The organism is Peteryoungia ipomoeae (genome assembly GCF_004912165.1).
GTDB lineage: Bacteria > Pseudomonadota > Alphaproteobacteria > Rhizobiales > Rhizobiaceae > Allorhizobium > Allorhizobium ipomoeae.
The window spans coordinates 311,357-337,363 of sequence record NZ_STGV01000005.1 but is presented as its reverse complement, the minus strand read 5'-3'; the positions used below and the strand labels follow the sequence as shown (position 1 = coordinate 337,363).

The 26,007-nt window shown below is 61.3% G+C and carries 26 protein-coding genes; 8 read left to right on the top strand and 18 right to left on the bottom strand.

The window, feature by feature from the left end:
* Nucleotides 1–11: 11 nt before the first annotated feature.
* The 3 genes from FAA97_RS16355 to FAA97_RS16345 all read left to right on the top strand — a co-directional run bounded on the left by FAA97_RS16355 (nt 12) and on the right by FAA97_RS16345 (nt 2,891).
* Nucleotides 12–968 (top strand): 2-hydroxyacid dehydrogenase, encoded by a 957-nt coding sequence (locus tag FAA97_RS16355; protein WP_136599627.1) that lies wholly within the window; start codon nt 12–14, stop codon nt 966–968.
* 110 nt (nt 969–1,078) lie between these two features.
* Nucleotides 1,079–1,570, top strand: coding sequence for a hypothetical protein (locus FAA97_RS16350; protein ID WP_136599626.1), 492 nt, complete (start codon nt 1,079–1,081; stop codon nt 1,568–1,570).
* A gap of 214 nt (nt 1,571–1,784) precedes the next feature.
* Nucleotides 1,785–2,891 carry a TRAP transporter substrate-binding protein gene (locus FAA97_RS16345; RefSeq protein WP_136599625.1) on the top strand — a complete coding sequence of 369 codons (1,107 nt, stop codon included), beginning with the start codon at nt 1,785–1,787 and terminating at the stop codon, nt 2,889–2,891.
* Between the two features lie 125 nt (nt 2,892–3,016).
* On the opposite strand, the gene FAA97_RS16340 is transcribed toward FAA97_RS16345, so the two are convergent.
* On the bottom strand, nt 3,017–4,924 hold the full coding sequence (locus FAA97_RS16340; RefSeq protein ID WP_136599624.1) for a TRAP transporter large permease: 1,908 nt from the start codon (nt 4,922–4,924) through the stop codon (nt 3,017–3,019).
* 1 nt (nt 4,925) lies between these two features.
* On the bottom strand, nt 4,926–5,477 hold the full coding sequence (locus FAA97_RS16335) for a TRAP transporter small permease subunit (RefSeq protein WP_136599623.1): 552 nt from the start codon (nt 5,475–5,477) through the stop codon (nt 4,926–4,928).
* Nucleotides 5,478–5,807: 330 nt separating this feature from the next.
* Between FAA97_RS16335 and FAA97_RS16330 the strand changes: the two genes are divergently transcribed.
* The gene (locus FAA97_RS16330; protein ID WP_136599622.1) at nt 5,808–6,032 is read left to right on the top strand and encodes an aa3-type cytochrome c oxidase subunit IV; all 225 of its coding nucleotides are present in this window, start codon (nt 5,808–5,810) and stop codon (nt 6,030–6,032) included.
* A 151-nt stretch (nt 6,033–6,183) separates the two neighbouring features.
* On the opposite strand, the gene FAA97_RS16325 is transcribed toward FAA97_RS16330, so the two are convergent.
* Complete coding sequence (locus FAA97_RS16325) at nt 6,184–6,981, bottom strand: tetratricopeptide repeat protein (protein ID WP_425467431.1); 798 nt, start codon at nt 6,979–6,981, stop codon at nt 6,184–6,186.
* A 203-nt stretch (nt 6,982–7,184) separates the two neighbouring features.
* Complete coding sequence (gene rpsU / locus FAA97_RS16320; RefSeq protein WP_113376407.1) at nt 7,185–7,409, bottom strand: 30S ribosomal protein S21; 225 nt, start codon at nt 7,407–7,409, stop codon at nt 7,185–7,187.
* Nucleotides 7,410–7,716: 307 nt separating this feature from the next.
* Between rpsU and FAA97_RS16315 the strand changes: the two genes are divergently transcribed.
* From FAA97_RS16315 to FAA97_RS16300, 4 genes are read left to right on the top strand one after another with little or no spacing between them, the layout of a single operon-like run.
* The gene (locus tag FAA97_RS16315; RefSeq protein WP_136599620.1) at nt 7,717–8,970 is read left to right on the top strand and encodes a sarcosine oxidase subunit beta family protein; all 1,254 of its coding nucleotides are present in this window, start codon (nt 7,717–7,719) and stop codon (nt 8,968–8,970) included.
* An 18-nt stretch (nt 8,971–8,988) separates the two neighbouring features.
* Nucleotides 8,989–9,309 carry a sarcosine oxidase subunit delta gene (locus FAA97_RS16310; RefSeq protein ID WP_136599619.1) on the top strand — a complete coding sequence of 107 codons (321 nt, stop codon included), beginning with the start codon at nt 8,989–8,991 and terminating at the stop codon, nt 9,307–9,309.
* On the top strand, nt 9,306–12,299 hold the full coding sequence (locus FAA97_RS16305; protein ID WP_136599618.1) for a sarcosine oxidase subunit alpha: 2,994 nt from the start codon (nt 9,306–9,308) through the stop codon (nt 12,297–12,299). The genes FAA97_RS16310 and FAA97_RS16305 overlap by 4 nt, the downstream gene beginning before the upstream one ends.
* Nucleotides 12,292–12,846 carry a sarcosine oxidase subunit gamma gene (locus tag FAA97_RS16300; RefSeq protein WP_136599617.1) on the top strand — a complete coding sequence of 185 codons (555 nt, stop codon included), beginning with the start codon at nt 12,292–12,294 and terminating at the stop codon, nt 12,844–12,846. Before FAA97_RS16305 ends, FAA97_RS16300 begins: the two co-directional genes overlap by 8 nt.
* Nucleotides 12,847–12,900: 54 nt before the next feature.
* On the opposite strand, the gene FAA97_RS16295 is transcribed toward FAA97_RS16300, so the two are convergent.
* The 14 genes from FAA97_RS16295 to glgC form a co-directional block, all read right to left on the bottom strand.
* Nucleotides 12,901–13,431, bottom strand: coding sequence for a DUF2314 domain-containing protein (locus FAA97_RS16295; RefSeq protein ID WP_136599616.1), 531 nt, complete (start codon nt 13,429–13,431; stop codon nt 12,901–12,903).
* A 216-nt stretch (nt 13,432–13,647) separates the two neighbouring features.
* The gene (locus tag FAA97_RS16290) at nt 13,648–14,712 is read right to left on the bottom strand and encodes a DUF2332 domain-containing protein (RefSeq protein ID WP_425467430.1); all 1,065 of its coding nucleotides are present in this window, start codon (nt 14,710–14,712) and stop codon (nt 13,648–13,650) included.
* A gap of 11 nt (nt 14,713–14,723) precedes the next feature.
* Nucleotides 14,724–15,212, bottom strand: coding sequence for a MaoC family dehydratase (locus tag FAA97_RS16285; protein ID WP_136599614.1), 489 nt, complete (start codon nt 15,210–15,212; stop codon nt 14,724–14,726).
* A gap of 89 nt (nt 15,213–15,301) precedes the next feature.
* The gene (gene glgX / locus FAA97_RS16280) at nt 15,302–17,260 is read right to left on the bottom strand and encodes a glycogen debranching protein GlgX (RefSeq protein WP_136599613.1); all 1,959 of its coding nucleotides are present in this window, start codon (nt 17,258–17,260) and stop codon (nt 15,302–15,304) included.
* Nucleotides 17,261–17,355: 95 nt separating this feature from the next.
* Nucleotides 17,356–18,084, bottom strand: coding sequence for an arsenical resistance protein ArsH (arsH, locus tag FAA97_RS16275; RefSeq protein WP_136599612.1), 729 nt, complete (start codon nt 18,082–18,084; stop codon nt 17,356–17,358).
* Entirely contained in the window at nt 18,059–18,484 is a 426-nt protein-coding gene (gene arsC, locus FAA97_RS16270; RefSeq protein WP_136599611.1) for an arsenate reductase (glutaredoxin), read from the bottom strand. The genes arsH and arsC overlap by 26 nt, the downstream gene beginning before the upstream one ends.
* A gap of 3 nt (nt 18,485–18,487) precedes the next feature.
* Nucleotides 18,488–19,546, bottom strand: a complete 1,059-nt coding sequence (arsB, locus tag FAA97_RS16265) for an ACR3 family arsenite efflux transporter (protein ID WP_136599610.1) — start codon at nt 19,544–19,546, stop codon at nt 18,488–18,490.
* Nucleotides 19,547–19,549: 3 nt separating this feature from the next.
* Nucleotides 19,550–20,071, bottom strand: a complete 522-nt coding sequence (locus FAA97_RS16260) for an arsenate reductase ArsC (RefSeq protein ID WP_136599609.1) — start codon at nt 20,069–20,071, stop codon at nt 19,550–19,552.
* A 10-nt stretch (nt 20,072–20,081) separates the two neighbouring features.
* Nucleotides 20,082–20,441, bottom strand: coding sequence for an ArsR/SmtB family transcription factor (locus FAA97_RS16255; RefSeq protein ID WP_136599608.1), 360 nt, complete (start codon nt 20,439–20,441; stop codon nt 20,082–20,084).
* A 63-nt stretch (nt 20,442–20,504) separates the two neighbouring features.
* Complete coding sequence (locus tag FAA97_RS16250) at nt 20,505–21,041, bottom strand: hypothetical protein (RefSeq protein WP_136599607.1); 537 nt, start codon at nt 21,039–21,041, stop codon at nt 20,505–20,507.
* Nucleotides 21,034–21,591 carry a hypothetical protein gene (locus FAA97_RS16245; RefSeq protein WP_136599606.1) on the bottom strand — a complete coding sequence of 186 codons (558 nt, stop codon included), beginning with the start codon at nt 21,589–21,591 and terminating at the stop codon, nt 21,034–21,036. Before FAA97_RS16245 ends, FAA97_RS16250 begins: the two co-directional genes overlap by 8 nt.
* A 67-nt stretch (nt 21,592–21,658) precedes the next feature.
* On the bottom strand, nt 21,659–23,287 hold the full coding sequence (locus FAA97_RS16240; protein ID WP_136599605.1) for an alpha-D-glucose phosphate-specific phosphoglucomutase: 1,629 nt from the start codon (nt 23,285–23,287) through the stop codon (nt 21,659–21,661).
* Between the two features lie 3 nt (nt 23,288–23,290).
* Nucleotides 23,291–24,730 carry a glycogen synthase GlgA gene (gene glgA, locus FAA97_RS16235; protein WP_136599604.1) on the bottom strand — a complete coding sequence of 480 codons (1,440 nt, stop codon included), beginning with the start codon at nt 24,728–24,730 and terminating at the stop codon, nt 23,291–23,293.
* An 8-nt stretch (nt 24,731–24,738) separates the two neighbouring features.
* Nucleotides 24,739–25,998, bottom strand: coding sequence for a glucose-1-phosphate adenylyltransferase (gene glgC, locus FAA97_RS16230; RefSeq protein WP_136599603.1), 1,260 nt, complete (start codon nt 25,996–25,998; stop codon nt 24,739–24,741).
* Between the last annotated feature and the right edge of the window lie 9 nt (nt 25,999–26,007).

Here is a 26,007-nt window from a genome sequence, read left to right as displayed (position 1 = left end):
AAGGAGATGTCATGACGAAGCCCGCTATCCTCATTCCCGGCCGCATTCATCCGCGGGTCGAGACGCGCCTCGCCGAGACGTGCGAAATCATCACGGTCGCGTCGGCTGACGAGCCAGGGCTCGATGCGGAAACGCTTGCGCGTGTGCGCGGCGCGGCGGTGTCCGGGCGGTTCCCGGCAAGCTTGATGGCGGTCTTGCCCAATCTGGAGATCATCGGCAGTTTCGGTGTGGGATATGACGGCGTCGATGTGGCAGAGGCTGCTCGGCGCGGCGTGATCGTGACCCATACGCCGGATGTGCTGAACGATGAGGTCGCGGATACGGCCGTCGCCCTTCTTTTGAACACTGTCAGGCGCTTTCCGCAGGCCGAGGCGTATCTGCGTGTGGGCCGCTGGGAGGGCGAGGGTGCCTTTCCGCTGTCGCCGCTGTCGCTGAAGGGGCGGCGTGTCGGCATCCATGGCCTTGGGCGCATCGGCCTTGAAATCGCCGCACGCCTTCTGCCGTTCAAGGTCGAGATCCATTACTTCTCCCGACACAAGCGGGATGGCGTGCCTTACGTTTATCATGACAGCCTGAAGGCGCTTGCAACGGCGGTCGACACGCTGATTTCGATCGTGCCGTCGACACCTGAGACGGTCGGTGCCATCGACGCGGAGATCCTGAAGGCGCTTGGTCCCACGGGTGTGCTGATCAATGTCGGGCGCGGTGCGACGGTCAACGAGGACGATCTGGTCAAGGCCCTGACCGACGGGACCATCGCTGCGGCGGGTCTCGATGTCTATGCCGATGAGCCGAGGGTATCCTCTGGCCTGCTTGAGCTGCAAAATGCATCGCTTCTGCCGCATGTCGGCTCTGGCTCAGTGGCAACGCGCGATGCCATGGCCGATCTGGTGGTCGATAACCTCCTCACCTGGTTTGCCAAGGGAGAGCCTTTGACCCCAGTGCCCGAGACGCCCTTCCGCAAATAAAGGCTGTCCGCCAAGGGAACCATAGGTTTTTCGCGATCTCTCCAGCCTTCGGCAAGCTAGGGCGCGCATCCTTCTGAGACCTGCCTGGGCAAGGGGGAAGGGGTGCTTCGATGAAAGCCATTCGAGTGGTTCTGTCGGTGTCAGCCGGAGCTGCCTGTTTTGCGGCGGTCGGTCTGTCGATCTTCGGTGCCAGCCTGTCAGCAAACGGGGTGATTGCCGCTCCCGCCACCGACCCTCTGATCTCCGGGGCCATTCCGAGGCCGGCCGGCGCCGGCCCTGCGGCGGTAACCGACCTTGCGGCCCTGGCAGCTTCGCCTCCGGCCATCTTTTCGTTGTCCAATTTCACCACGAGAAGCGTCTGCCTCGTCGAAAGAGGCGGGCGCCTGGCCGCCGGAAACCGCAACTTCTATGCCCCGGCAGAGTGCGAAGCGGTATGGCCCGGCCTTCCGCTTGCGACCGCCTGGGCCGAAACGGAGAGTGGCGAAGTCCACTTGCTGGATGCGGATGGTCGCGCGGTCTTGAGCCTGGTGCGGGGACGCAATTTCGCCTACCAACTCTCAAGGCCGGGCGGCCCCGACCTGGCACTCCTGATGCTGCCTTAGGAACAGCGGCCGTCTTGGCGAGGTCAGCGCGGGCAGCCTGCGCGCCTTGGCGACCCATCTGTCGCCGTTCAGACATGCAACAAAAGTCTAATCCTAAAGGTGCATGCGCGATATCTTGAAAGCCTCCCGGCAAAATGGTTAGCTCGTTCCAATCGATATTGGGGGGAGGCCTCGTGTCGCCTTTTGTCGAGCATCCATAACGGGAGGTAACTACATGGATCGTCGTTCATTTATCAAGAAAGCCGGCGTTGCCGGTGCCGGAGCCGCGGCCTCGACAGTGCTGGCAGCACCGGCGATCGCGCAAGGCGCACCCAAGGTGACATGGCGCCTGACGTCGTCATTCCCGAAGTCGCTCGACACCATCTATGGCGGCGCTGAGGATCTGGCCAAGCACGTGTCAGAGGCAACGGACGGCAATTTCCAGATTCAGGTTTTTGCAGCCGGCGAAATCGTTCCCGGTCTGCAGGCGGCTGATGCCGTGTCCGCCGGTACGGTCGAAATGTGCCATACCTGCTCCTACTACTATGTCGGCAAGGATCCGACTTTCGCGATCGGCACGGCCATTCCCTTCGGCCTTAACGCGCGTCTGACCAATTCCTGGTTCTATGACGGCAACGGCAATACGCTGCTCAACGAGTTCTACGCCACCCATGGCATGGTCGGCTTCATCGCCGGCAATACCGGTGTCCAGATGGGTGGCTGGTTCCGCAAGGAGATCAACACCGTCGACGACTTCAAGGGCGTCAAGATGCGCATTGCCGGTCTTGCCGGCCGCGTGGTCGAGAAGCTTGGCGTCGTGCCGCAGCAGATCCCGGGCGGCGACATCTATCCGGCGCTGGAAAAGGGCACCATCGATGCGGCAGAATGGGTCGGTCCCTATGACGACCAGAAGCTCGGCTTCAACAAGGTCGCGCCCTATTACTATTACCCGGCTTTCTGGGAAGGCGGCCCGGTCATTCATGCCTTCGCCAACAAGGAAAAGTTCGAAGGGCTTCCGGCAAGCTATCAGGCAGCTCTGCGTGACGCGTGCGCCTTTGCCAACAGCAGCATGATGGCAAAGTATGACCGCAAGAACCCGGTCGCCATCCGCGAGCTGGTGGCTGCCGGCACGCAGTTGCGGCCCTATAGCCAGGAGATCCTTGAAGCCTGCTTCAACGCGGCGATGGAACTCTATGCGGAAATCAGCGCCTCGAACCCGACCTTCAAGAAGATCTATGATGATCAGGTGGCGTTCAAACGCGACGCCTATCTCTGGATGCAGCTGTCGGAATACACCTACGACACCTTCATGATGATGCAGCAGCGCGCCGGCAAGCTTTAAGCACTGTCTGGTTCCTGAACATGGCCGGCTCCTCGCAAAGGGGCCGGCTTTTTCGTGTCTGGAGGGTGGCTCCAGCCGCCCATCGGCAAAAAAAAGCCCCCGTGAGGGGGCTTTTGTCGAGGTGCTCAATTGAACTTGGGCGGCTGGCTCAGATCCGGCGCTGATGGTGTGGGCGCTGCCGGTTGAGCCGCCGGGGCGTTTCCGCCGCCAAAGTCTGGTGGCGGAAGGCCAAGCGACGGGGCAGGCGGTGCCGCAGGGGCTGCGGGTGCGCTGGCGCCGCCTGCGGGCGGTGTCTGGCCGAAACTCGGTGGCGGCAGTCCGAACGAGGGGGCCGGTGCCGCGCCGCCCGGCGTTGGCTGGCCGAAGGAGGGCGGTGGCGTGGCGCCAGAGCCCATCGGCGGCAGCGAAAGGCCGCCGGAGCTTGGTACCTGGATCTGGATGGTGCTCGGATCCTGCACCGGCGCCGTTCCCTTGTAGTGTGTCACGAGGCCAGGGAAGGCGATGACGACCATGATCATCACGAACTGGATGATGATGAACGGGAGAACACCCTTGTAGATGTCGAGGGTTTTCACACCCGCCCGCATCTGCCCTGTCACCTTGTCCTTCCATTGGCCTTCGGGCGCAACAGAGCGCAGATAGAAGAGCGAGAAGCCGAAGGGGGGCGTCAGGAAGGAGGTCTGCAGGTTGATGCCGAGAATGATGCCGAACCAGACCAGATCGATGCCATGGCTCTGCGCCACGGGTACGAGGAGCGGCACCATGATGAAGGCGATCTCGAAGAAGTCGAGGAAGCAGCCGAGAATGAAGACGATGATCGTGACGACGATCAGGAAGCCATATTCGCCGCCGGGCAGCGCCAGCATCAGATCCTCGATCCAGACATTGCCATTGATGCCGTAGAAGGTGAGGCCGAAGACGCGGGCACCCATCAGGATCATCATGACGAAGGCGGAGAGACGCGTCGATGCATCCAGCGCATTCTTCAGCACGGCAAGCGACAGACGACCCTTGGCGGCGGCGATGATCAGCGCACCCGTTGCGCCCATGGCGCCGCCTTCCGTCGGCGTGGCAATGCCGAGGAAGATGGTGCCGAGCACGAGGAAGATCAGCGCCAATGGCGGTACCATGACGATGATCACCTCTTGCGCCAACCGCGAGATGAGGTTGAGATTCATGCCGCGGTTGAGAAGTGCGAAGGCGTAGACGGCGATGACGCCCAAGGCGAGCGCTGCGACAAGGCGCCACTCAGCGCTCTGGATGCCGGTGAACAGCACTTCATGCCCGAGGAAATAGAGCGCAGTGCCGATCGCGATCATCACCAGGAGCGAGGTTACCCCATCGCCCAGCGTGCGGGCTTCCTTCGGCAGGGCAGGGACCCATTCCGGCTTGAACAGGCTGATTGCGAAGATATAGGCGCAGTAAGCCGCAATAATCAAAAGCGCCGGGTAAAGTGCGCCGACATACATGTCGCCGACCGATCGTCCTAGCTGATCGGCCATGACAATCAGAACCAGGGATGGCGGTACGATCTGCGCCAGCGTGCCCGAAGCAGCAATCGTGCCGGAGACGAGCGGTGCATTATAATTATAGCGCAGCATGATCGGCAGCGAGATCAGGCCCATCGCCATGACCGAGGCGGCAACGACGCCGGTGGTGGCGCCGAGAAGCGCGCCAACAAGGATGACCGCATAGGCGAGGCCACCGCGGATCGGACCGAACAGTTGGCCGATCGTGTCGAGCAGGTCTTCTGCCATGCGCGAGCGCTCGAGAATGATCCCCATCAATGTGAAGAACGGAATCGAGAGCAGTGTCTCGTTCGACATGATCCCGTAAAAGCGCTCGGGATGGGACTGCAGAAGCGGCCAGAACAGACGGATTTCGGAGGAAAAGATCGACAGTTCGACGCCGATCACGAAATAAATCAGGCCACCAGCGGCCAGTGTGAAGGCGACCGGATAGCCGAGCAGAAGCAGCAGCATCACGGTCGTGAACATGATCGGCGCGAGGTTATGTGCGATCAGGTCGATCATCTCAGCGCTCCGTGTTTTCTGTTGCAGTGTCAGCGAGAACAGGATCCTGCATTCTGCCGGTCAGAATGGCAAAGCGCTTGATGATCTCGGAAAAAGCCTGCGCCGTCAGAAGGATGAAGCCGACCAGAACGGCCGCTTTTGCCGGCCATATGATCAGGCCGCCCGCGCTCGACGAAATTTCGCCCGACACAAACGACCGCCAGAACCAGGGCCAGGCCAGATAGGCCATCAGGGTGGAGAAGGGCACGAGAAAGATGATGTGCAGGATGAGGTCGATCCAGTCGCGGGTGCGTTTGCTCCAGGTGCTGGACAAGACGTCGATGCGAATGTGCTCGTTCTTCAAAAGTGTATAGGCGGCGGCCAGCATGAAGACGGCGCCGAACAGATACCACTGGAGTTCAAGCCAGGCATTTGACGACATGTCGAAGCTTTTGCGCATGACGGCGTTGCCGGCGCTGATCAGCACCGCGGCCAGAAGCAGCCATGAAACCGACCGACCAATGAAGGCGTTGACGGCATCGATCAGGCGGGAAAGTGCCAGTAGAATTCCCATGTTTAATCTTCTCCCCTTATATATCGGTGATTAGAGGATGGTCCGGCGGCGCGCAATGGTCGCGTCATCACTTCTGCCCTTTGCTCCAACCAAAGTCTTTGATGTTGCTCAACGTCACCAGATCGCTGCAATCCTGGGTGGTTTTTGTTTGTTTTCTGCAGCGTTCCTGATTGTGTGGCTTTCGTGGCGCGTCATTCTTGCGCACTCCATGCGTCAGTGATTGCACTGTGCGCGGGCTTTGTGTATGCGGAAATCAGCCTTTTACCTGGCCGTCTTGCGAGAAGCGATTCTTGCCCTGACGGCACAAGACGATGACGTGGGAGATCGAACATGAGCGAACATCATTCCGGTCCGGTCGAAACCGGTGCTTCGATGGACTACAAGGAGCATGAAAAGACCTATGATCTTTTCATCGCCGGCACGAAATACGGCACGGTTATTCTTGTTGCCCTGATGCTTGCCATGGCTGCTGGCTTTTTCGGTGGCGCTGGCCTCATCGGCGGACTGCTCGTCTGGATCATCCTGAGCGTCGCCGGCATGTTCATGATGCGCTGAGCGCTCTGAACAATTGATCGATTGGAAGGCGGTCCGCATGGCGGGCCGCCTTTTTCTTTGATCCTTCAGCGGCTTGTCTGTCGGCTTTCGCCAAAAAAAAGAAAGCGGCGGGTTTCCCCGCCGCTCACAAGATCTCTGCTCTGATGTCGGCTCAGCTCGAGCCGCGCGTGCGGGCAAGGCCCTGCTTGGCCGGCTCATATTTTGGATCCAGGCTCAGGGCGTGGCTGAAGGATTTCGCCGCCCGTGCCTTTTCGCCGCGACGTTCATAGACAATCGCCTGGTTTGCCCAGCTCTCGGCGATGCCATTGTTCAGCTCGATGGCGTGATTGAAGTCGGCAAAGGCGTTTTCGTCGTCATTGAGGGCGAGATAGGAGACACCACGACCGTTATACGGTTCCGGCGCGCGGCCCGAGAGCGAGATGGCCTTGGAGAAGTCCTCGATTGCCTTCGGGTGGTCGCCGCGCAGCTGATAGATCAGGCCGCGATTGTGATAGGCACGGCCATCGGTCGTGTTGAGCTGGATGGCACGGTTGAAATCACCGAAGGCCTCGTCGATTCGGCCGGCCTGGCGATAGATGTTGCCGCGACCGATATAGGCGACGTCATAATTGGCGTTCAGCTTGAGGGCCGTGTTGTAGTCGGCAGCGGCTTCGACCGGCTTGCCCATGTTGCGATAGACAAGCGCGCGGTTGGCATAGGCCTGATAGAATTGCGGATTGAGCTGCAGCGCGGTGTTGAAATCGTCGATGGCGCGCTTGAAGTCGCCGGCGCGGCCATAGGCGGAACCACGCACGTTGTAGCCTTCCGGATTGCGCGGGTTGGCCTGAATGACGGAGGTCAGCGACGCAATGTTCTCATCGGAGCCCTGTGCGCGATCGAGGCGAATGACGTCCGTCGTCTCGTTCGTCGTCGCGCAGCCGGCAAGCGCCAGAACGGCGGTCAGGGCCATGGCGGATGCCAGGCGTTTCTTGCGGGTTGCTGGGAGGACGGTCGTGAGGATGGAAGTTTTGTTCATCGGTCGCATCACCCGGCCGCTGCCAGCGTGCCAAAGCCGCGGGAACAGCGTCAATTCGTGTTTCAAATCAAAAGAGCGGCGGCGATTCGAATCGCCCCCGCCCTCATTTCATAGGAAAACGTCTAAATCGGGGCTGATCAGCGACCGCGAGCAGCCGGCAGCAGGCCTTCGCGCTGCATCTTCTTGCGCGCCAGCTTGCGAACGCGACGAACGGCTTCAGCCTTTTCGCGTGCACGCTTCTCAGACGGCTTCTCGAAGTAGTCGCGCATCTTCATTTCACGGAAGATGCCTTCGCGCTGCATTTTCTTCTTAAGAGCGCGGAGCGCCTGGTCAACGTTGTTGTCGCGGACTAGTACCTGCACGTTTATCCCGTTCCTTTGGTTCTTTAGGTTGGTCCTTCCGCCGACGAACGTCGCATCAACGGAAACAGCATAATGGTTCGCCCGGCCTGGTTGAGTCCGGCGATTGACGATGGCAGATAACAGATGGTCTGGCCGAAGTCCATATGCCACAGGCGTTCTCGTCTATAATTTTGCACGGGCTTCATCCAGATTGCGACCGTGTCGAAAGCCGGGTGCTTGCGTGTCGCAAAATGCACGTCATGACGCATATTGATTTGCGACAGCTAAGGCCCTACCCAAATGCCTGAACCACAGGAGTTTAAGGCGAATGCGCAAATATTCGGTCTTTGCCGTTGTCCGTGAGGCGATGCGTGCCCACAAAGGCTGGGAGGCCCAGTGGGTTTCTCCCGAGCCCCGGTCGTCCTACGACGTCATCATCATCGGCGCCGGTGGCCATGGTCTGGGAGCCGCCTATTATCTCGCCAAGGAGCACGGCATCACCAATGTCGCGGTCATCGAAAAGGGCTGGCTCGGCGGCGGCAATACCGGCCGCAACACCACCATCATCCGGTCCAACTATCTCTATGAAGAGAGCATGGACATCTACGAGCATTCGCTGAAGCTCTGGGAGGGCCTGAGCCAGGACCTCAACTACAATGTCATGTATTCGCCGCGCGGCGTGATGATGCTGTCGCACAATGTGCATGACCAGCAGTCCTTCAAGCGCCATGTGAATGCCAACAACCTCTATGGCATCGACAATGAGTGGTTGACGCCGGAGCAGGCCAAGGCGTTTTGCCCGCCGCTGGATATTTCCAAGACGGCTCGTTATCCGATCAATGGTGCGGCGCTGCAGCGTCGTGGCGGCACGGCCCGTCACGATGCGGTTGCCTGGGGCTATGCGCGCGCCGCGTCTGATCGCGGTGTGCACATCATCCAGAACTGCGAGGTGACGGGTATCCGTCGCGGGCCGAATGGTGAAGTCACCGGCGTCGACACGACCAAGGGCTTCATCGGCGCGAAGAAGATTGGCGTTTCTGCAGCTGGCCACTCCTCCGTCGTCATGGGCATGGCAGGCGTGCGCTTGCCGGTTCACTCGACGCCGCTGCAGGCGCTCGTCTCCGAGCCGCTGAAGCCGATCTTCCCCTGCGTGGTCATGTCGAACACCGTGCATGCCTATATCTCGCAGTCGGACAAGGGCGAGCTGGTCATCGGTGCAGGCACCGACCAGTACAATTCCTATAGCCAGACCGGCGGCATGCAGATCATCACGCATACGCTCGACGCGATCTGCGAACTGTTCCCGATGTTCCGTCGTGTGAAGATGATGCGCCAGTGGGGTGGTATCACCGACAACACGGCCGACCGTTCGCCGATCCAGAGCGTGACACCCGTGCAGAACCTTTTCGTCAATGCCGGCTGGGGAACCGGCGGCTTCAAGGCGACACCGGGCTCGGCCAACCTGTTTGCGCATCTGATCGCCAAGGGCGAGCCGCATCGTCTGGCCCAGGGCCTGACGCTCGACCGCTTCCGCACCGGCCGCCTGATCGACGAGGCAGCAGCTGCTGCCGTCGCTCACTGATTTTAGGGATCGCCCAACATGCTGATCATCAAGTGCCCCTATTGCGAAGAAGAGCGCGCCGAACTCGAGTTTCGCGCCGCCGGCGAAGCGCATATCGCGCGTCCCGCCAATATCGCTGCGATCACCGATGAGGAGTTCGCCGACTATTTCTTCCTGCGCGACAATCCGAAGGGCATCATTTTCGAACGCTGGCGCCATATCCATGGCTGTGGCCGGTTCTTCAATGCCGCCCGCGACACGGTGTCCGACAAGATCCTGCTGACCTACAAGGCCGGCGAGCCCATGCCTGACCCCGCAACGCTGAAGCCTGCAACCGCATCCAAGGGAGAGACGGCATGAGTGGCGCCAACCGTATTCCCGGCAAGGGTCGCCTGACGCCGGCGCTGACTGCCCGCTTCACCATCGATGGCCGGACGCTGACGGCCTATGAAGGCGATACCGTGGCCTCCGCGATGATCGCCAACGGCATGCATCTCGCCGGCCGTTCCTTCAAGTATCACCGCCCGCGCGGCATTCTGACGGCCGGTCCGGAAGAGCCGAATGCGCTGCTCGACGTGTCGCGTGATGCTGCGCGCCGCCAGCCGAACGTCCGTGCAACGGTGCAGGAAGTCTTCGACGGCATGAAGGTCGAGACGCAGAACCGCTGGCCGTCGCTGTCGCTCGATATCGGCGAGGTCAACAACCTGCTGTCGCCGTTCTTTGCGGCCGGCTTCTACTACAAGACCTTCATGTGGCCGAAGGCTGCATGGCACCATGTCTACGAGCCCTTCATCCGTCGCGCCGCCGGTCTCGGCCACGCGCCGAAGGAAGCGGATCCGGATCATTATGCCAACCGCTATGCGCATTGCGACGTGCTGGTCATCGGTGGCGGTGCCGCCGGCCTCAGTGCAGCACTGGCTGCCGCGCAGACCGGCGTTCGCGTGATGATCGCCGATGAGCAGCCCGAGATGGGCGGCGCCTTCCACTTCGATACCGGTGCCACGATCGACGGCCAGAACGGTTATGACTGGGCACAGGGCATCGTTGCCAAGCTGAAGGCCATGCCGAACGTGACGGTGCTGAGCCGCACCACGGCCTTCGGCTATCACGCGCACAATTATGTGGCACTTGCCGAGCGGGTGACCGATCATCTCGCCAATCCTTCCAAGGCCCTGCCGCGTGAGCGTCTGTGGCAGGTACGGGCCAAGCGCGTCGTGATCGCCAGTGGTGCCATCGAGCGCCACATGGTGTTCGCCAATAACGACCGCCCCGGCATCATGCTGGCTTCGGCGGCCCGCACCTATCTCAACCATTTCGGTGTCGCCGTCGGTGCCGAGGTCGGCGTCTACACGGCCCACGATTCGGCTTATGAGGCAGCGATCGACCTGAAGAAGGCTGGCGTTTCCGTGCCTGTCATCGTTGATGCCCGCGAAAAGCCGGGCGCGATGGTGCTGGCGGAAGCGCGGGCGCTGGGGATCGAGGTCCTGACCGGTCATGGCGTCGTCGATACGGCGGGTCGTCTGCGGGTTCGCTCGATTACCGTACGTCGCAATGGCGGCGGGCAGGCGCGCAAGTTCGAGGTCGATGCGCTCCTGATGTGCGGTGGCTGGACGCCTTCCGTGCACATGTTCTCGCAGTCGCGCGGCAAGCTCAAGTTTGATGCGGCCAACCAGCGCTTTCTGCCGGATGTCTATGCGCATGATTGCATCTCGGTCGGCGCCTGCAACGGTACCGACGATCTGCAGGCCCTGCTCGACGAGGCGACCTCCGCCGGGCTTTCCATGGCCAAGGCTACAGGTGCAGCGGATGCGGCGAGCCTTTCCTTCACCGGCGCGAATGCCCATGCCTGGACAGGCGGCATGATCGGCGCTGCCGAAGGGGCAGGGCGCGACGACAATGTGAAGGCGTTCGTCGACTTCCAGCACGATGTCTGCGCCAAGGACATTCGTCTCGCCGTGCGTGAAGGCATGCATTCGATCGAGCATATCAAGCGCTTCACCACGAATGGCATGGCGTCCGATCAGGGCAAGCTGTCCAACATGCATGGCCTTGCGATTGCTGCGGAAGTGCTCGGCAAGGAAATCCCGCAGGTCGGTCTCACCACCTTCCGCGCGCCTTACACGCCGGTCACCTTCGGCACGCTGATCAACCATTCGCGTGGCGAACTCTTCGATCCGACGCGCAAGACGCCGATGCATGCCTATGAAGTCTCCCAGGGCGCCGTCTATGAAGACGTCGGCAACTGGAAGCGCGCCTGGTACTATCCGAAAGCCGGCGAAGACATGCATGCGGCCGTCAACCGCGAATGCAAGACGGCCCGTGACGTTGCCGGCGTGTTCAACGCCTCGACGCTCGGCAAGATCGAGGTGGTCGGTCCGGACGCGGCCGAGTTCCTCAACCTGATGTATACCAATGCCTGGGACACGCTGAAGCCCGGCAAGGCGCGCTATGGCATCATGACGCGCGAAGACGGCTTCATCTATGACGACGGCGTTGTCGGGCGTCTCGCCGAGGATCGCTTCCACGTGACCACCACGACCGGCGGTGCGCCGCGCGTGATGCACCACATGGAAGACTATCTGCAGACCGAATTCCCGCATCTGAAGGTCTGGCTGACCTCGACCACCGAACAGTGGGCTGTCATCGCGGTCCAGGGTCCGAAGGCACGCGACATCATCGCGCCCTTCGTCGAGGGCATCGACATTTCGAACGAGGCCTTCCCGCATATGAGCGTGGCCGAGGGCAAGTTCTGCGGTGTGCCGACGCGCCTCTTCCGCGTGTCGTTTACCGGTGAACTGGGCTTCGAAGTCAATGTTCCCGCCGATTTCGGCGCATCCGTCTTCCAGGCGATCTGGGAACGGGCGCAGTCGATGGGCGCCTGCCTCTACGGCACCGAGACCATGCACGTCCTGCGCGCCGAGAAGGGCTATATCATCGTCGGCCAGGACACCGATGGTACGCTGACTGCCGATGATGCGGGCCTCTCCTGGGCCGTGTCGAAGAAGAAGACGGACTTTGTCGGTATTCGCGGCATGAAGCGGCCGGATCTGGTCAAGGATGGCCGCAAGCAGCTGGTCGGCCTTCTGACCAAGAACCCGAATGAGGTGCTGGAAGAGGGCGGCCAGATCGTGGCCGATCCGAACCAGCCGAAGCCGATGACCATGCTCGGCCATGTGACCTCGTCCTACTGGTCGGAAAACATCGGCCGCTCGATCGCGATCGCCATGGTATCAGGTGGCCGCGCCCGCATGGGGCAGACGCTTTACGTGCCGATGAAGGACAAGACCATCGCGGTCGAAGTGACCGACATGGTATTCTTTGACAAGGAAGGGGGCCGCATCCATGGCTGATCTGACTGTAGCAGAACGCAAGACCGTTCTTTCAGGCTTCCAAGGCGGCAGCGCCCGGGTTCGACTGACGCCCGCAGTTCCCGCGACACGCGTCTCGCTGCGGGCTGGCGAGGAAGCGGTCGCCGGCCTCTCCAAAGCACTCGGTCTGAAGCTGCCGACAAAGCCGAAGACATCCGTTTCGGCCAAGGGGCGCACGGCATTCTGGATCGGGCCGGACGAGTGGTTCCTGATCGACGAGAAGGGCGACGCGCTGATGGCCGATTGCGCGGCTTCCGGCGTTGTTCACTCGGCGACCGACATTTCCCACCGCAATACCGGGATCATCGTCTCGGGACCGGCGGCTGCGGATACATTGAATGCGGCCTGCCCGCTGGACCTCTCGCTGACAGCCTTCCCGGTGGGGGCTGTCACGCGCACGGTCTTCGGCAAGATCGAGATCATCCTCTACCGGGTCGAGCAGGAGACCTTCCGGGTTGAATGCTGGCGGTCGTTCGCAGACTATGCCTTCGGCACGCTGGTCGAGGGCGCTCAGGATGCTTCGCTCTGAGGCGTGCGATCTCGATCCTGAGATACAGGAAGGCCGGGTCGCTCCCGGCCTTTTTCAATGCGTGATGTCCTGCTTGTCGCAGACCAGGCCCATCGAGCGGAAGAGTTCGTCGATCTCGGCAGAGGGCGTGATCCTGGCAATCGCGCAGCCGGTAAAATTGCCGGTCATGCCTTTCTCGTCCATGTAGAACCAGTCGGCGACATCGTCCTTTGTGAAGGCAATGGTCTGGCCCATCTCGATGTGCTCGACCATCTCAGGCTCGTTGCTGATCCGGCCGGTGTAGCCGTTCTCGGTCTTTTCGATATCGCTCAGCCAGAAGAACTCGGAGGATAGGGAGCCTTCCGAAAAGCTGTTGATCCGGTAGCTGTCGCCATCGTCAACGATGCCGATCTTGACCGTGTAGTTGTAGCTTCCCTCCGGCGGATTTTCGGCCCGCGAGAGGAAGTGATCGAGGCCAGCCTTCGCTTTTTCGAAGGCCTCGGCCATGATGGGATCGCCTTGCTCGACCATGACAACGGCCATGGCCGCGCCTGATGAAGCCAAGGTAAGGTATGCGGCAAGATATGCCGCCTTGAAAACTGTCATCGCCAAAATCCCGTTCTCTTCGCCTGTTTTGCCGATGAGAGCGTCTTATCCCGCGTTCGCAGCCATCGCTGCAGAGGCAGCAGTCATGGGAACGCGGCTTGGCCCATTGCCGGCAGGCGGCATCTATGGTGAGCGGGTCCAAAATTTGGAAGTGGTGACAGTCACAGGAGACGTGCGCCGCGGTTCGACGGGTGACGTCTGCACGTTTTCCTCGGGTCAGGCGGTCCAGCCCGCCCATTTCACCCAGCGGCCATGGAAATCGGCGCGGCCCACTTCGCGGGTTTCACCTGAGGGCCAGAGCGTCAACAGGATCGCGGCGCCGTCAGGCTTGCCGTCGGCTTCCAGTTGCAGGCGGGCAAGCGGCGCCTCATTCGTCGCCTTCGCACCGGCATCTGCGATCAGTGCTTCACCCTCTGCCTTCAGGCTGGCTGGCAGGTACTGCCAGGCGATGGTGTGGTAGATCACGTGGGTCATGCCGGGGCGGGGTGTCGCCAGGCGCTTTCGCAACCAGTCTATGGCATCGGCCTTCTCGACCTTGAGGCCGCTTTCAGCAGCCATCGCGAGCGCGGCCGCGGTACGATCCAGGCGATCCTGCTGGTCGGCCCAGATGTAGGAATAGAGCCGCAGGCGGTCATCATCTGAAGATGGATCGAGCGGGTTGAGATCGCAGCCGGCGCGCTCTGCGATCTTAATCTCAGCCTCGGGCGGCAATGCGCCTTGCCATTGCGGTGTGAGTTCGACGGTGGAGGCCTGACCCCAAGTGGCGTCCGCGAGCCGGTATCGATAGCGATCCCACTGCAGATTGAGTCCGGCGCTGGCACCGACTTCGGACAGGATCAATGGTTTTCCTGTTCGTGCAGCGATTGTCAGGAAGCCTGGCAGGAGGGCGGAGGAGCGGCGGACTTCGTTGGTCTGTGGCGCCGATTTCATCCGGTCGAGCATGAAGGCTTCGTCGCGTCGTAGGGCGGCGTCAATCGCGGCCCAGAGCGTGTCGTCATCGACGGCATGGGGCGGATAGACGGCGGCAAGGGCGGTATCGCGTTCGGAGCGAACCAGCGCGTGCAGCGTACCGGCGAACCGCAGTGCGAGCGCGTCGCCCGTGCCATCGGGATTGCCGGGCCAATTGAGGATCATCCGCCCGACGGGGCCGTCCTCTGTCAGGCGGCTTGCTGCCAGCGTGCAAAGACGCGCCGTGAAGGGCGAGCCGAGATCCGTGCAGGCCTTGGCTTGACGGAGGAAACTCTGGCGGATCTCGCTGGCACGCTCAACAGTCATGGAGATCCTCTCGTGTGTCAGACGCCTTCCGGGCGATCCTTCGGATCGAACTGGGAAATGGTGATCCAGTCGGCGGTGAGTGCGGGCTTGCGCTCATCCTCGATTTCGACCGTCACCTCGTAGTGGTTCATCAGCATGCCCGCGCCGCGGAAACGAGCCTCGGCAAGTTTGAAGGAGCCGCGAATGCGCTTGCCCGTGCGCACAGGCGACATGAAGCGGACTTTCTCAAATCCGTAATTGATGCCCATAGTCTGCTCGCGGATGACCGGCAGGCAATTGTAGTTCATGGCGGAAAGCAGCGAGAGCGTCAGGAAGCCATGGGCAATGGTGCCGCCGAATGGGGTTTCGGCAGCTGCGCGCACCGGGTCTGTGTGAATGAACTGGTGATCCATGGTGGCGCCGGCAAAAGCGTCGATCATCGGCTGGTCAACGGTGATCCAGTCCGAAACGCCGACGACAGTTCCCACAAGGCCCGGCACATCTGCCAGCGAAATTTCATGCGGCATTCAAGCAACCTGATTTATCAACGATGACAAGACGCTACAGGGGCATTGTGGCAAGCGGAATAGGCCGCCATCACCGCAGTGCAAAAAAATCAGGTTTCAATCCAGAAATCAACGCTGCGGGGCCCGGACCTGATCGTCACCGCATCGGGTCCGGTTGCAAGCGCTCGCCATTTGCGTTCCGATGTCGTCGGCAGGACAAAGTCCACCGCATGATCGGTGCGGTTGAAAAGTGCCGCGATACGGCAGGCATCCCCCGTTTCGCGATCGAGAGACTGAAGCACCATTGCAAAGCCCGGAAGATCAGGGTTCTCCCAGTCATCCCCCACCATGGCGCGGCCGCCGGGTGCAATCCATTCCACGTCTCCATTGCCGGTCAGGACACCGGGATCGGTGAAACAGGTAAAACGCTGGCGCATGGCGGCAAGGCGTGCGGTCGTCTCGATCAGTTCCTGATCGGCTTTTGCCCAATCCAGCCAGGTCAGGGCATTGTCCTGGCAATAGGCGTTGTTGTTGCCCTTCTGGCTGCGGCCAAACTCGTCGCCGGCGGTCAGCATGACGGCGCCGCGGCTGGCAAACAGCGTGGCGAGCAGGGCCTCCACATCCTGGCGCCGCTGCCTCAGGATGGTGGGGTCGCGGGTCTCGCCTTCAGCGCCATTGTTCCAGGAGTGATTGTCGTTGTGGCCGTCGCGATTTTCCTCGCCATTGGCCTCATTGTGCTTGTGGGTGTGCGAGACGAGATCCATCACGGAGAAGCCGTCATGGGCGGCGATGAAATTGACGCTCCGGGTCTCCGAGTGTTTGCCAGTGGCGAAAATGTCGGCTGAGCCGGCAAGGGCGGTGGCAAGGTCGCCGGTCGTGCCGCGATCGCCGCGCCAATAGCGTCGATAGGTATCGCGTGCCCTGTCGTTCCACTCAAGAAAGGCGCCCGGGAAATGCCCAAGCTGATAGCCGCCAGGACCGATGTCCCAGGGTTCGGCTATCAGGATGCGGTCTTTGAGCAGCTCGTCTTCGAGGATGGCCTTTAACGTTCTTGCATCCGGATGAAAACCATCCCAGTGGCGGGCCATGACAGGCGCAAGGTCGAAGCGAAAGCCGTCAATGCCCGCCTGCAAGACGAAGTGGCGCAGCGTGTCGACGATCAGTTGCCGGACGAAGGGATGGTCACAGGCCAGCGTATTGCCGCAGCCGGTGTCGTTGACCAGTGTGCCCGGATCGTCTGCCACATGGCGAAAGAGGGAGCGGTTGTCTATGCCGCGCAGGGACAGCGTGGTGCCATGCACATCGCTTTCGCCGGTATGGTTGAAGACGAGGTCGAGAATGACACCGATGCCTTCGGCATGAAGGGCGGCCACGGTTTCGCGCAGTTCCTGCACGCCACCCGGCACGATGCGTGGATCGAGCGCCATCATGGCGACAGGGTTGTAGCCCCAGCTGTTTGTGAGACCGAGGGGCGGCAGATGCCGTTCGTCGATCCAGGCCGTGATCGGCATCAGTTCGACCATGCCGACGCCGATACGGCGCAGATGCGCCAGGATCGAAGGATGCGCAAGGGCCGCAAGCGTGCCCCTTTGTGCGTCCGGGACATCCGGATGCAGCATGGTCAGCGCCTTGACATTGACCTCGTAGATGAAGCCTGCGCGATCCCCCAGTCGCTTCATGGCCGAGAGAGCCTCATGTTGCCGGATAATGGCCTTTGGCATCAGTTCGGCGGTGTCGACGCCATATTGGCCAAGCCTCGGATCATGGACAAAGGGACGATCGAGCTCTGTGGCATAGGGATCGACGAGGAGTTTGGACGCGTCGTACCAATGTCCCTCATGGGGAGCATAGGGCCCGTGGACGCGGAAGCCGTAGCGCGCGCCCTCACCGATGCCCGCAACAAAAGCGTGGTGCATATCACCGTCGCCGCGCGTCATCCGGTGCCGCGCCGTTTCCCGCTGTCCCGCGTCATCAAACAGGCAGAGCTCGACATGGCTGCAATGATGAGACCAGAGTCGGAAATCGGTCCCGTTCGGTCGAAGGATTGCTCCAGGTGTCGTCTGCGTCATGCGGGCCTCTCGCGCTGGTGCTGATTCTGGCACTTGCGGCAAGAGTAGCAGCCCCGCCGCTTTCGCAAACAGGGCCTGCGGGAATTTCCGCCGCCTCACATGGCCTTGAGGTTCACGCCCTTGACGGCCGCTTCCTTGCGCTCGCTGTAGCGATCGGTCAGGTGATCGGAGATGTCGCGGGTGAGATAGGTGAACTTCACCAGTTCCTCGCAGACATCGACGACGCGCTCGTAATAGGACGAAGGCTTCATCCGGCCATCGGCATCGAATTCCTGCCAGGCCTTGGCGACGGAGGACTGGTTGGGAATGGTGATCATCCGCATCCAGCGGCCGAGAAGTCGCATGGCGTTGACCGCGTTGAACGATTGCGAGCCGCCGGAGACCTGCATCACGGCAAGCGTCTTGCCCTGTGTCGGCCGGACAGCGCCAACCGAGAGCGGGATCCAGTCGATCTGCGCCTTCATGATGCCGGTCAGCGTGCCATGGCGCTCCGGGCTCACCCAGACCTGACCTTCGGACCAGGCGGAGAGGTCACGCAGTTCCTGCACCTTCGGGTGGCTCACCGGCGCATCGTCGGGCAGCGGCAAGCCGGAGGGGTCGAAGACCTTCACCTCGGCGCCGAAATGTTCGAGCAGGCGCTTGGCTTCCATGGCCAGCAGCCGACTGTAGGAGACCTGGCGCAGGGAGCCGTAGAGGATCAGGATGCGTGGCCTGTGGGTGGAAAAGGGGCGCCGCAGCGCCTCCAGATCTGGCAGGCGCAGATGATCGAGATCGGCGGCGGGCAGGTCGCTCTTCACATCAGACAATGCGCTTGCCCTCCGCATCGAGCACGGCCTCGCCGTCTTCCTTGACGAAGGCGGAGGTGAAGGCGTCGGGGGCCAAGATGTCGAGTACCGCTTCGGACGGACGGCAGAGGCGGGTGCCCATGTCGGTGACGACGAGGGGGCGGTTTATCAGGATGGGGGTCGCGATCATGGCCTCGAGCAGCTGGTCGTCGGAGAGGGCGGGATCAGCAAGACCAAGTTCCTCGTAGGGCGTGCCCTTTTCGCGGATCGCCTCGCGCACCGAAAGACCTGAAGCGGCGATCATTTTCGCCAGCTCTTCCTTGTTCGGCGGTGTCTTCAGATATTCGATCACGGTAGGCTCGATGCCGGCATGACGGATGAGTTCAAGCGTGTTGCGCGAGGTGCCGCAGGCCGGGTTGTGATAGATGGTGACAGTCATGGCTCAGGCCTTTGCTTGATTGGCGGATCTGGCGGAAACGGCATTGCCGGCCTCGTACCAGCCCTTGCTGCGATTGACGACGGCGACCAGCGCCAGCATCACGGGCACTTCGATCAGCACGCCAACGACGGTGGCAAGGGCGGCCCCCGAGTTGAAACCGAAGAGGCTGATGGCGGTTGCGACCGCAAGCTCGAAGAAGTTGGAGGCACCGATCAGGGCAGACGGGCCTGCAATGCAATGGGCTTCGCCGGTCATGCGGTTTGCCAGATAGGATATGCCGAAGATGAAGATCGTCTGCAGGAAGATCGGCACGGCGAGGATGGCAATCACGATCGGCTGGGCGAGGATCTGGTTGCCCTGGAAGGCAAAGAGCAGCACGACAGTCAGGAGCAGCGCGCCGATCGACAGGGGCTGGATATTGTCCTGGAAGCGTTGCAGGGCGCGACCGTCACCTGTGCCGAGCGCCCGGCGCAGGATCTGCGCCACGATGACGGGCACGACGATGAAGAGCGCGACGGAGATCAGAAGCGTATCCCAGGGCACGATGATCGAGGAAACGCCAAGCAGGATGGCAACGATGGGTGCGAAGGCAACCACCATGACGGCATCGTTGAGGGCGACCTGGGTGAGCGTGAAAGGCGCATCGCCGCGGGTGAGGTTCGACCAGACGAAGACCATGGCGGTGCACGGCGCGGCCCCGAGCAGGATGAGGCCCGCGATATAGCTGTCGATCTGGTCGGCCGGCAGGAGTGGTGCGAAAAGCCAGCCGATGAAGATCCAGCCAAGCACGGCCATGGAGAAGGGTTTGACCGCCCAATTGGCAAAAAGGGTGACGCTCATGCCGCGCCAATGGGTGCCGACTTCGCGGATGGCGGCGAAATCGATCTTCATCAGCATCGGAACGATCATCAGCCAGATGAGCACGGCGACCGGCAGGTTGACCTTGGCGATCTCGGCGGAGCCGATGAGCTGGAAGAGGCCAGGGAAAACCGAACCGAGCGCGATGCCGGCGGCAATCGCCAGCGCGACCCAGAGGGTCAGATAACGTTCAAAGGTCGACATGGATCAGGCAACCTCGGACTTGGCGGCGTCGGTCGTCGTGCCGATCTCCTGCAGGCGCGTCTGCAGCGAGAGCTTGTCGAGGCTTGCCATCGGCAGGCTGACAAAGATGGAGATGCGGTGGTTGAGCATCCGGTAGGCCTCCGCAAAGGCAAAGTGCTTCTCGGAGTCATTGCCCTCGGCCGCTGCCGGGTCCGGAACGCCCCAATGGGCGGTCATCGGCTGGCCGGGCCAAACCGGGCAGGCTTCCGCCGCAGCATTGTCGCAGACGGTAAAGACGAAATCGAGTTGCGGCGCGCTCGCTATGGTGAACTCGTCCCAGGTCTTCGAGCGGGCAAAGCTTGTGTCGTAATTCATGCCCCTCAGAAGCTGCAGGGTATAGGGGTGGACTTCACCCTTCGGCTGGGATCCGGCCGAGAAGGCCCTGAACTTGCCCTGGCCGAGCCGGTTGAGGATCGCTTCGGCGATGATCGAGCGGGCGGAGTTGCCGGTGCAAAGGAAGAGAACGTTGTAGATCTTGTCGGACATGGCCGGGCTCTCAGTTGGGGCGTGTCAATGAGGGGGTGGGTGTGCAGCAGGCGAGGTCTTCGATCAGCGGCTGACAGAGGCTCACATTACCGCCGCAGCAATCCTTGAGCAGGTAGAGGGCGACGGCACGAAACTGGTTCAGATCGGCGCGGTAGATAATCGAGCGGCTCTGGCGTTCACCGGTCACTAGGCCGGCCTGCGACAGGGTCGACAGATGCGCCGACATCGTGTTCTGCGGCACACCAATCAGGCGCGCTAGCTCGCCAGCGGGAATGCCCTCGGGTTCATGTGCCACCAGCAGGCGGAATGTCTGCAGCCGTGTTGGCTGGGCCAAGGCGGCAAGCGCCGCGATCGTCGATTTTGCATCCATATATCCAGAATAATGGAAGTGATGAGGCAGTCAAGAGCGCTCTTGATGTTTAGCTTGCTACATTCAGACCTTCAGGTCGAATTGCCGTCCGGCCCAATCCACAAGCATGTAGACCTCTTGGAAGTCGATTGGTTTGGCTCCCCATTTTGGGGTCCAATATCGACCGTGTGCGAGCCAATGGCGAAATTTGAAAGCCGCGATCAAATTATCAATCAATGGCTTCGATCTTGGCAGAGCCCGACACCACGCTGCCAAGATCTCGTCCTCAAGCCCGGCTCTGGAACCTCTTTGAGCATAGACTTCCCGAAAGTCGCGCGAGAGAGGGTCTTTTCTTTTTTCGTAGCATCGCTTGAGGTAGTCCACCCGCAGGGATGCTTCGAACGCGGCCAAGACCGCCATTGAGGACGTCAATTCAATTTCAGCCAAGCGACGCTGCAGTTCTGCCGCCAGTTCCGAACGTGTATATCCGACGTAACGGCCTGGAATAGTACCTGATTCCAAGCTGAAATATTGTCTCAAAGCGTCTTCCAGATCCCGATGATGCAACGCAATTTGCGAGATAAGCTGATTGTCACCTGAAAAGGTGACCCGCTTAAGCATTCGCGACTTCCATTACCATCTCGAATAGAGAGTCCCTAGTGAGATCGAGGTAGGTAACCTGCGGTGGCATTGTCGCGATTTTCCAAGTCCATTCGACTGGAGGTTGGACCTGGCTCCTCGATTGAAGGTTTCCCAAGTGTTTACGTTTCGAAACCGTCAGCATGGGTTTGGTGGCATATCGATCCGTCAGCAGGAGACGCGCACGACCGGCTGTTCCTTCGACGTCAACGCGGCCTTTTGTGCCGATCAACATCGTGCCGACGGGCTTAAAGATTACTTTCTGCCGACCGATCTGAAGGACCATCTCCTTGGCGTGATATTCGCCTAGGTCTTCTTCAATCAGGACAATATCCTCGTAGCTTATAGCGATCGTGCCATTCTCAATGTAGGGATTCAGGAATTCCTCGATCACACCATACAACGCGGACAGGAGATCAAGCCATTCGTCTCTCTCCCTCGTCCAGTCCGGCATTGTGCGGTCATCAGCGGTTGGCTGAAGGCGCTTTACGAAATCATCGAAAGCGCTGGCGCTTTTCATCGGTGTATTCATTGTCGTTCCATCTCGTACTACCTGAAACAATTCTAGCACGATAAAGCACAGGAAACATCTCTGGCGCTCACGTAATAACCGTCGGCTCGTTCATGCCCGTGTAGCGCTTGATCTCGGCGATCTCTTCCGCTGCTGCGATCAGATCGGTCAACGCCTCCTGCGTCTCGATGCCGTGGCGGCTGACATCGGGCTCGTAGCGCTCGACGTAGAGGCGCAGCGTGGCGCCCGAGGTGCCGGTGCCGGAGAGGCGGAAGACGATGCGGCTGCCGCCCTCGAAGAGGATGCGGATGCCTTGATTTTTCGAGACAGAACCGTCGATCGGGTCGTGATAGGCAAAATCGTCGGCGGCGGTCACGGTCAGGCCGTTGATCTTGGTGCCGGGCAGGCTCTCGAGCTTGGACCGCAGGGCTGTCACGAGGGCATTCGCCTGGTCGGTGTCGACGCCTTCATAGTCATGGCGCGAATAGTAGTTGCGGCCATATTCGGCCCAGTGTGCTTCAACGATATCTTTGACGCTCTGGCCGCGGGCGGCAACGATGTTGAGCCAGAAGAGCACCGCCCAGAGGCCATCCTTTTCGCGCACATGATCGGAGCCGGTGCCGAAGCTTTCCTCGCCGCAGACGGTGACCTTGCCGGCATCCATCAGGTTGCCGAAGAATTTCCAGCCGGTCGGGGTCTCGTACATGCCGATACCGAGCTTCTCGGCCACGCGGTCGGCGGCAGCGCTTGTTGGCATCGAGCGGGCAATGCCGGCAATGCCCTGCTTGTAGCCGGGTGCACAGGTGGCATTGGCCGCGATCACGGCGAGGCTGTCCGACGGGGTGACGAACATGCCTTTTCCGACAACCATATTGCGGTCGCCATCACCGTCAGAGGCGGCGCCCAAGTCCGGGCCGAGCACGCTCATGACATCGTCGTAGAGCTCCTTGGCGTGCACGAGGTTCGGATCCGGGTGGTGATGGCCGAAGTCGGGCAGGGGCACCTCGTTGCGAACGGAGCCCGACGGCGCGCCGAGGCGCTTCTCCAGAATTTCCACCGCATAGGGGCCGGTCACGGCGCTCATCGAATCGATCACGACGCGGAAGCCTGAGGCGATCAGGGTGCGGATGGCGTCAAAATCGAAGAGGCTTTCCATCAGATCGGCGTAGTCGGTTACGGGGTCGATGACCTCGACCACCATGCCCGCGAGATCAACACTGCCGATCCGGTCGAGATCGACATCCGCGGCATCGACCGTCTTGTAACTCTCGATGTTGCGTGTGCGGGCGAAGATGGCATCGGTGATCTTTTCCGGGGCCGGGCCGCCATTGCCGATATTGTATTTGATGCCAAAATCTTCCGTCGGGCCACCGGGGTTGTGGCTGGCCGAAAGCACGATGCCGCCAAAGGCGCCGTATTTGCGGATGACATGCGAAGCGGCCGGCGTGGAGAGGATGCCGCCGCGGCCGACCAGGACCCTGCCGAAGCCATTTGCGGCCGCCATCTTCAGCGCCACCTGAATGACTTCGCGGTTGTAGTAGCGGCCATCGCCGCCGATCACCAGGGTTTTGCCCTCAAAGCCTTCAAGGCTGTCGAAGATCGCCTGAACGAAGTTTTCCGCGTAATTTTCCTGCTGGAACACCGGCACCTTCTTGCGCAGGCCGGATGTGCCCGGCTTCTGATCCGCATAGGGTTTCGTGGAGACGGTGGAAATCATGGATTACTGGCCTTTCGAGAGGAGGCGTTGATAAAGATCGGCATAGGTCGCAGCACTCCTGGTCCAGGAGACGTCGGCTTTCATGCCCTGCTTCTGGAGAAGCGGCCAGAGCCGCTCGTCACGGTAGAGGCGGATGGTGCGCTGAATGGCGCGCCTCAGCGCCTCCGAGGTCACCGGGGAGAACTGCACGCCGGTGGCAACGCCGGAACTGAGTGCTGCCTCATTGGCGTCGATGATGGTATCGGCAAGGCCGCCGGTGCGTGCGACCAGCGGCACGCAGCCATAGCGCAGCGCGTAGAGCTGGGTGAGGCCGCAGGGCTCGAAGCGCGACGGGACCAGGATGACGTCCGAGCCCGCTTGCATCAGGTGCGACAGGTTCTCGTCATAGCCCAGCACCATCGCCACCCGGCCGGGATTGTGGGTGGCGGCCGCCTGCAAGGTGGCCTCGATGCCGCCATCGCCGGAGCCAAGGATTGCGAGCTTCCCGCCAGCACGCACGATGTCGTGGACCACGTCCGGCAAGAGGTCGAGGCCCTTCTGCCAGGTGAGACGCGAGATGACGCAGAAGATCGGACCGTCGTCGTCATGCAGGCCGAACCGTTCGATCATGGCTGCGCGATTGCGGCGACGCTTTTTCAACTGTGCGGCGGAATAGGTGGCCGGCAGAAGCGAATCCGTGGCGGGGTTCCAGACCTTGGTGTCGATGCCGTTCACAATGCCGTAGAGATCGGCATGACGGCTGGCGATCACGCCTTCAAGCCCCATGCCGAATTCGGGGGTGAGGATTTCTTCCGCATAGGAAGGGCTGACCGTCGATACGGCGTGCGCCGTGGTCAGCCCGGCTTTCAGATAGCTCAGTGTGCCCCAGTATTCGAGCGCTTCGTGCCAGGCATGGGCGGGCAGACCGAGGCTTGCAAAGAGGTTGCCGCCGAACTGTCCCTGGAAGGCAATGTTGTGGATCGTGATCAGGCTCGGGATTTCAGGTGCTTCGGCATAGCGCATGTAGACAGGCGTCAGCGCGGCCTGCCAGTCGTGCACATGGACAAGGTCAGGCTGATAGCCGGCCATCGCGCCGGCAGCGATCTCGGCCCCGGCCTTAGACAGTGCGGCAAAGCGTTTCCAGTTGTCCGGATAGTCGCGGCCAAGGCTGTCGAGGTAAGGCCCGCCCGTGCGCAGAAAGAGCGGGGGGCAGTCGAGGATCAAAAGGTCGAGGCCCTCGTGATGGGCCTCCAGAAGCGTCGCATGTTCCCCGAGAAGATCAGGGAATTCATGCACCTTCTTGGTTTTCTTGACGACGCGGGTGACCGCCGGATAACCCGGCACCAGCGTCGTCATCTGGATACCCTGCGCGCCAAGCGCCAGCGGCAGGGCGCCGGCCACATCGGCGAGGCCTCCGGTCTTGATCAACGGATAGAGTTCGGAGGCAACCGAAAGGACCTTCATGGCCTTGGTTAACCCAGCTTGTCGATCATCGCCTGGGTAATCAGGCAGATACCGTTTTCCGAGCGGCGGAAGCGCTTGGCATCCATCTCCGGGTCCTCGCCAACGATCAGGCCCTCCGGAATGACGACGCCGTGGTCGATGACGACATTGGTCAGGCGGGCATGGCGGCCGATCTGCACCTTGGGCAGGATCACCGCGCCTTCAAGGCGGGAATAGGAATTGGCGCGCACACCGGTGAACAGCAGGCTCTTGTAGAGTGCCGAGCCCGAGATGATGCAATCGCCCGAGACGAGAGAATAGATGGCCGAACCGCGTCGGCCCTCGTCGTCATGCACGAACTTGGCCGGCGGCGTGTTTTCCGAATAGGTCCAGATCGGCCAGGACTTGTCATAGAGGTCGAGCTCGGGCGCGATGTCGGTGAGGTCGATATTGGCCTGCCAGTAGGCGTCGATCGTGCCCACGTCGCGCCAGTAAGGCTCGCGTTCGAAATCGGAGCGGACGCAGGAGCGGGCGAAGCGATGGGCCACCGCCTTGCCGCTCTTGACGACGTAAGGAATGATATCCTTGCCGAAGTCGCGGCTGGACTCCGGATCGGCGGCGTCGCGGCGCAGAAGCTCCATCAGGAACTTGGTGTGGAAGACGTAGATCCCCATGGAGGCGAGGGCAAAATCCTCGTTGCCGGGAATGCCCGGCGGATCGGCCGGCTTCTCGACGAAATCGATGATGCGGTCGGTCGGATCGACATGCATGACGCCGAAGCCGGTTGCTTCCATGCGCGGCACTTCCAGGCAGCCGATGGTGACATCGGCGCCGGAATTGACGTGCTGCTGCAGCATCATCTCGTAGTCCATCTTGTAGATGTGGTCGCCGGCGAGGATGACCATGTATTCCGGCGCGTAGGACTCGATGATGTCGGCATTCTGGTAGACGGCGTCGGCGGTGCCTTCATACCACTGCGTTTCGGAGACACGCTGCGAGGCGGGGAGAACGTCGAAGCTCTCATTGCGTTCGGGGCGGAAGAAGTTCCAGCCCAGCTGCAGGTGGCGGATCAGGGAGTGGGCCTTGTACTGGGTGGCAACGCCGATGCGGCGAATGCCGGAATTCAGCGCATTGGACAGGGCAAAGTCGATGATGCGGGCCTTGCCGCCGAAATAGACCGCGGGCTTGGCGCGCCGATCCGTCAACTCCTTTAGACGGCTGCCTCGACCGCCCGCCAGAACGTAGGCCATGGCATCGCGTGACAGGCTTTTTGCCGATTTTTCCGTCATGTAATCCTC

Coding starts and splice junctions, on each gene's coding strand:
- FAA97_RS16355 (WP_136599627.1), top strand. CDS start 12: ATGACGAAGCCCGCTATCCTCATTCCCGGCCGCATTCATCCGCGGGTC.
- FAA97_RS16350 (WP_136599626.1), top strand. CDS start 1,079: ATGAAAGCCATTCGAGTGGTTCTGTCGGTGTCAGCCGGAGCTGCCTGT.
- FAA97_RS16345 (WP_136599625.1), top strand. CDS start 1,785: ATGGATCGTCGTTCATTTATCAAGAAAGCCGGCGTTGCCGGTGCCGGA.
- FAA97_RS16340 (WP_136599624.1), bottom strand. CDS start 4,924: ATGATCGACCTGATCGCACATAACCTCGCGCCGATCATGTTCACGACC.
- FAA97_RS16335 (WP_136599623.1), bottom strand. CDS start 5,477: ATGGGAATTCTACTGGCACTTTCCCGCCTGATCGATGCCGTCAACGCC.
- FAA97_RS16330 (WP_136599622.1), top strand. CDS start 5,808: ATGAGCGAACATCATTCCGGTCCGGTCGAAACCGGTGCTTCGATGGAC.
- FAA97_RS16325 (WP_425467431.1), bottom strand. CDS start 6,981: ATGGCCCTGACCGCCGTTCTGGCGCTTGCCGGCTGCGCGACGACGAAC.
- FAA97_RS16315 (WP_136599620.1), top strand. CDS start 7,717: ATGCGCAAATATTCGGTCTTTGCCGTTGTCCGTGAGGCGATGCGTGCC.
- FAA97_RS16310 (WP_136599619.1), top strand. CDS start 8,989: ATGCTGATCATCAAGTGCCCCTATTGCGAAGAAGAGCGCGCCGAACTC.
- FAA97_RS16305 (WP_136599618.1), top strand. CDS start 9,306: ATGAGTGGCGCCAACCGTATTCCCGGCAAGGGTCGCCTGACGCCGGCG.
- FAA97_RS16300 (WP_136599617.1), top strand. CDS start 12,292: ATGGCTGATCTGACTGTAGCAGAACGCAAGACCGTTCTTTCAGGCTTC.
- FAA97_RS16295 (WP_136599616.1), bottom strand. CDS start 13,431: ATGACAGTTTTCAAGGCGGCATATCTTGCCGCATACCTTACCTTGGCT.
- FAA97_RS16285 (WP_136599614.1), bottom strand. CDS start 15,212: ATGCCGCATGAAATTTCGCTGGCAGATGTGCCGGGCCTTGTGGGAACT.
- glgX (WP_136599613.1), bottom strand. CDS start 17,260: ATGACGCAGACGACACCTGGAGCAATCCTTCGACCGAACGGGACCGAT.
- arsH (WP_136599612.1), bottom strand. CDS start 18,084: ATGCGGAGGGCAAGCGCATTGTCTGATGTGAAGAGCGACCTGCCCGCC.
- arsC (WP_136599611.1), bottom strand. CDS start 18,484: ATGACTGTCACCATCTATCACAACCCGGCCTGCGGCACCTCGCGCAAC.
- arsB (WP_136599610.1), bottom strand. CDS start 19,546: ATGTCGACCTTTGAACGTTATCTGACCCTCTGGGTCGCGCTGGCGATT.
- FAA97_RS16260 (WP_136599609.1), bottom strand. CDS start 20,071: ATGTCCGACAAGATCTACAACGTTCTCTTCCTTTGCACCGGCAACTCC.
- FAA97_RS16255 (WP_136599608.1), bottom strand. CDS start 20,441: ATGGATGCAAAATCGACGATCGCGGCGCTTGCCGCCTTGGCCCAGCCA.
- FAA97_RS16250 (WP_136599607.1), bottom strand. CDS start 21,041: ATGCTTAAGCGGGTCACCTTTTCAGGTGACAATCAGCTTATCTCGCAA.
- FAA97_RS16245 (WP_136599606.1), bottom strand. CDS start 21,591: ATGAATACACCGATGAAAAGCGCCAGCGCTTTCGATGATTTCGTAAAG.
- FAA97_RS16240 (WP_136599605.1), bottom strand. CDS start 23,287: ATGATTTCCACCGTCTCCACGAAACCCTATGCGGATCAGAAGCCGGGC.
- glgA (WP_136599604.1), bottom strand. CDS start 24,730: ATGAAGGTCCTTTCGGTTGCCTCCGAACTCTATCCGTTGATCAAGACC.
- glgC (WP_136599603.1), bottom strand. CDS start 25,998: ATGACGGAAAAATCGGCAAAAAGCCTGTCACGCGATGCCATGGCCTAC.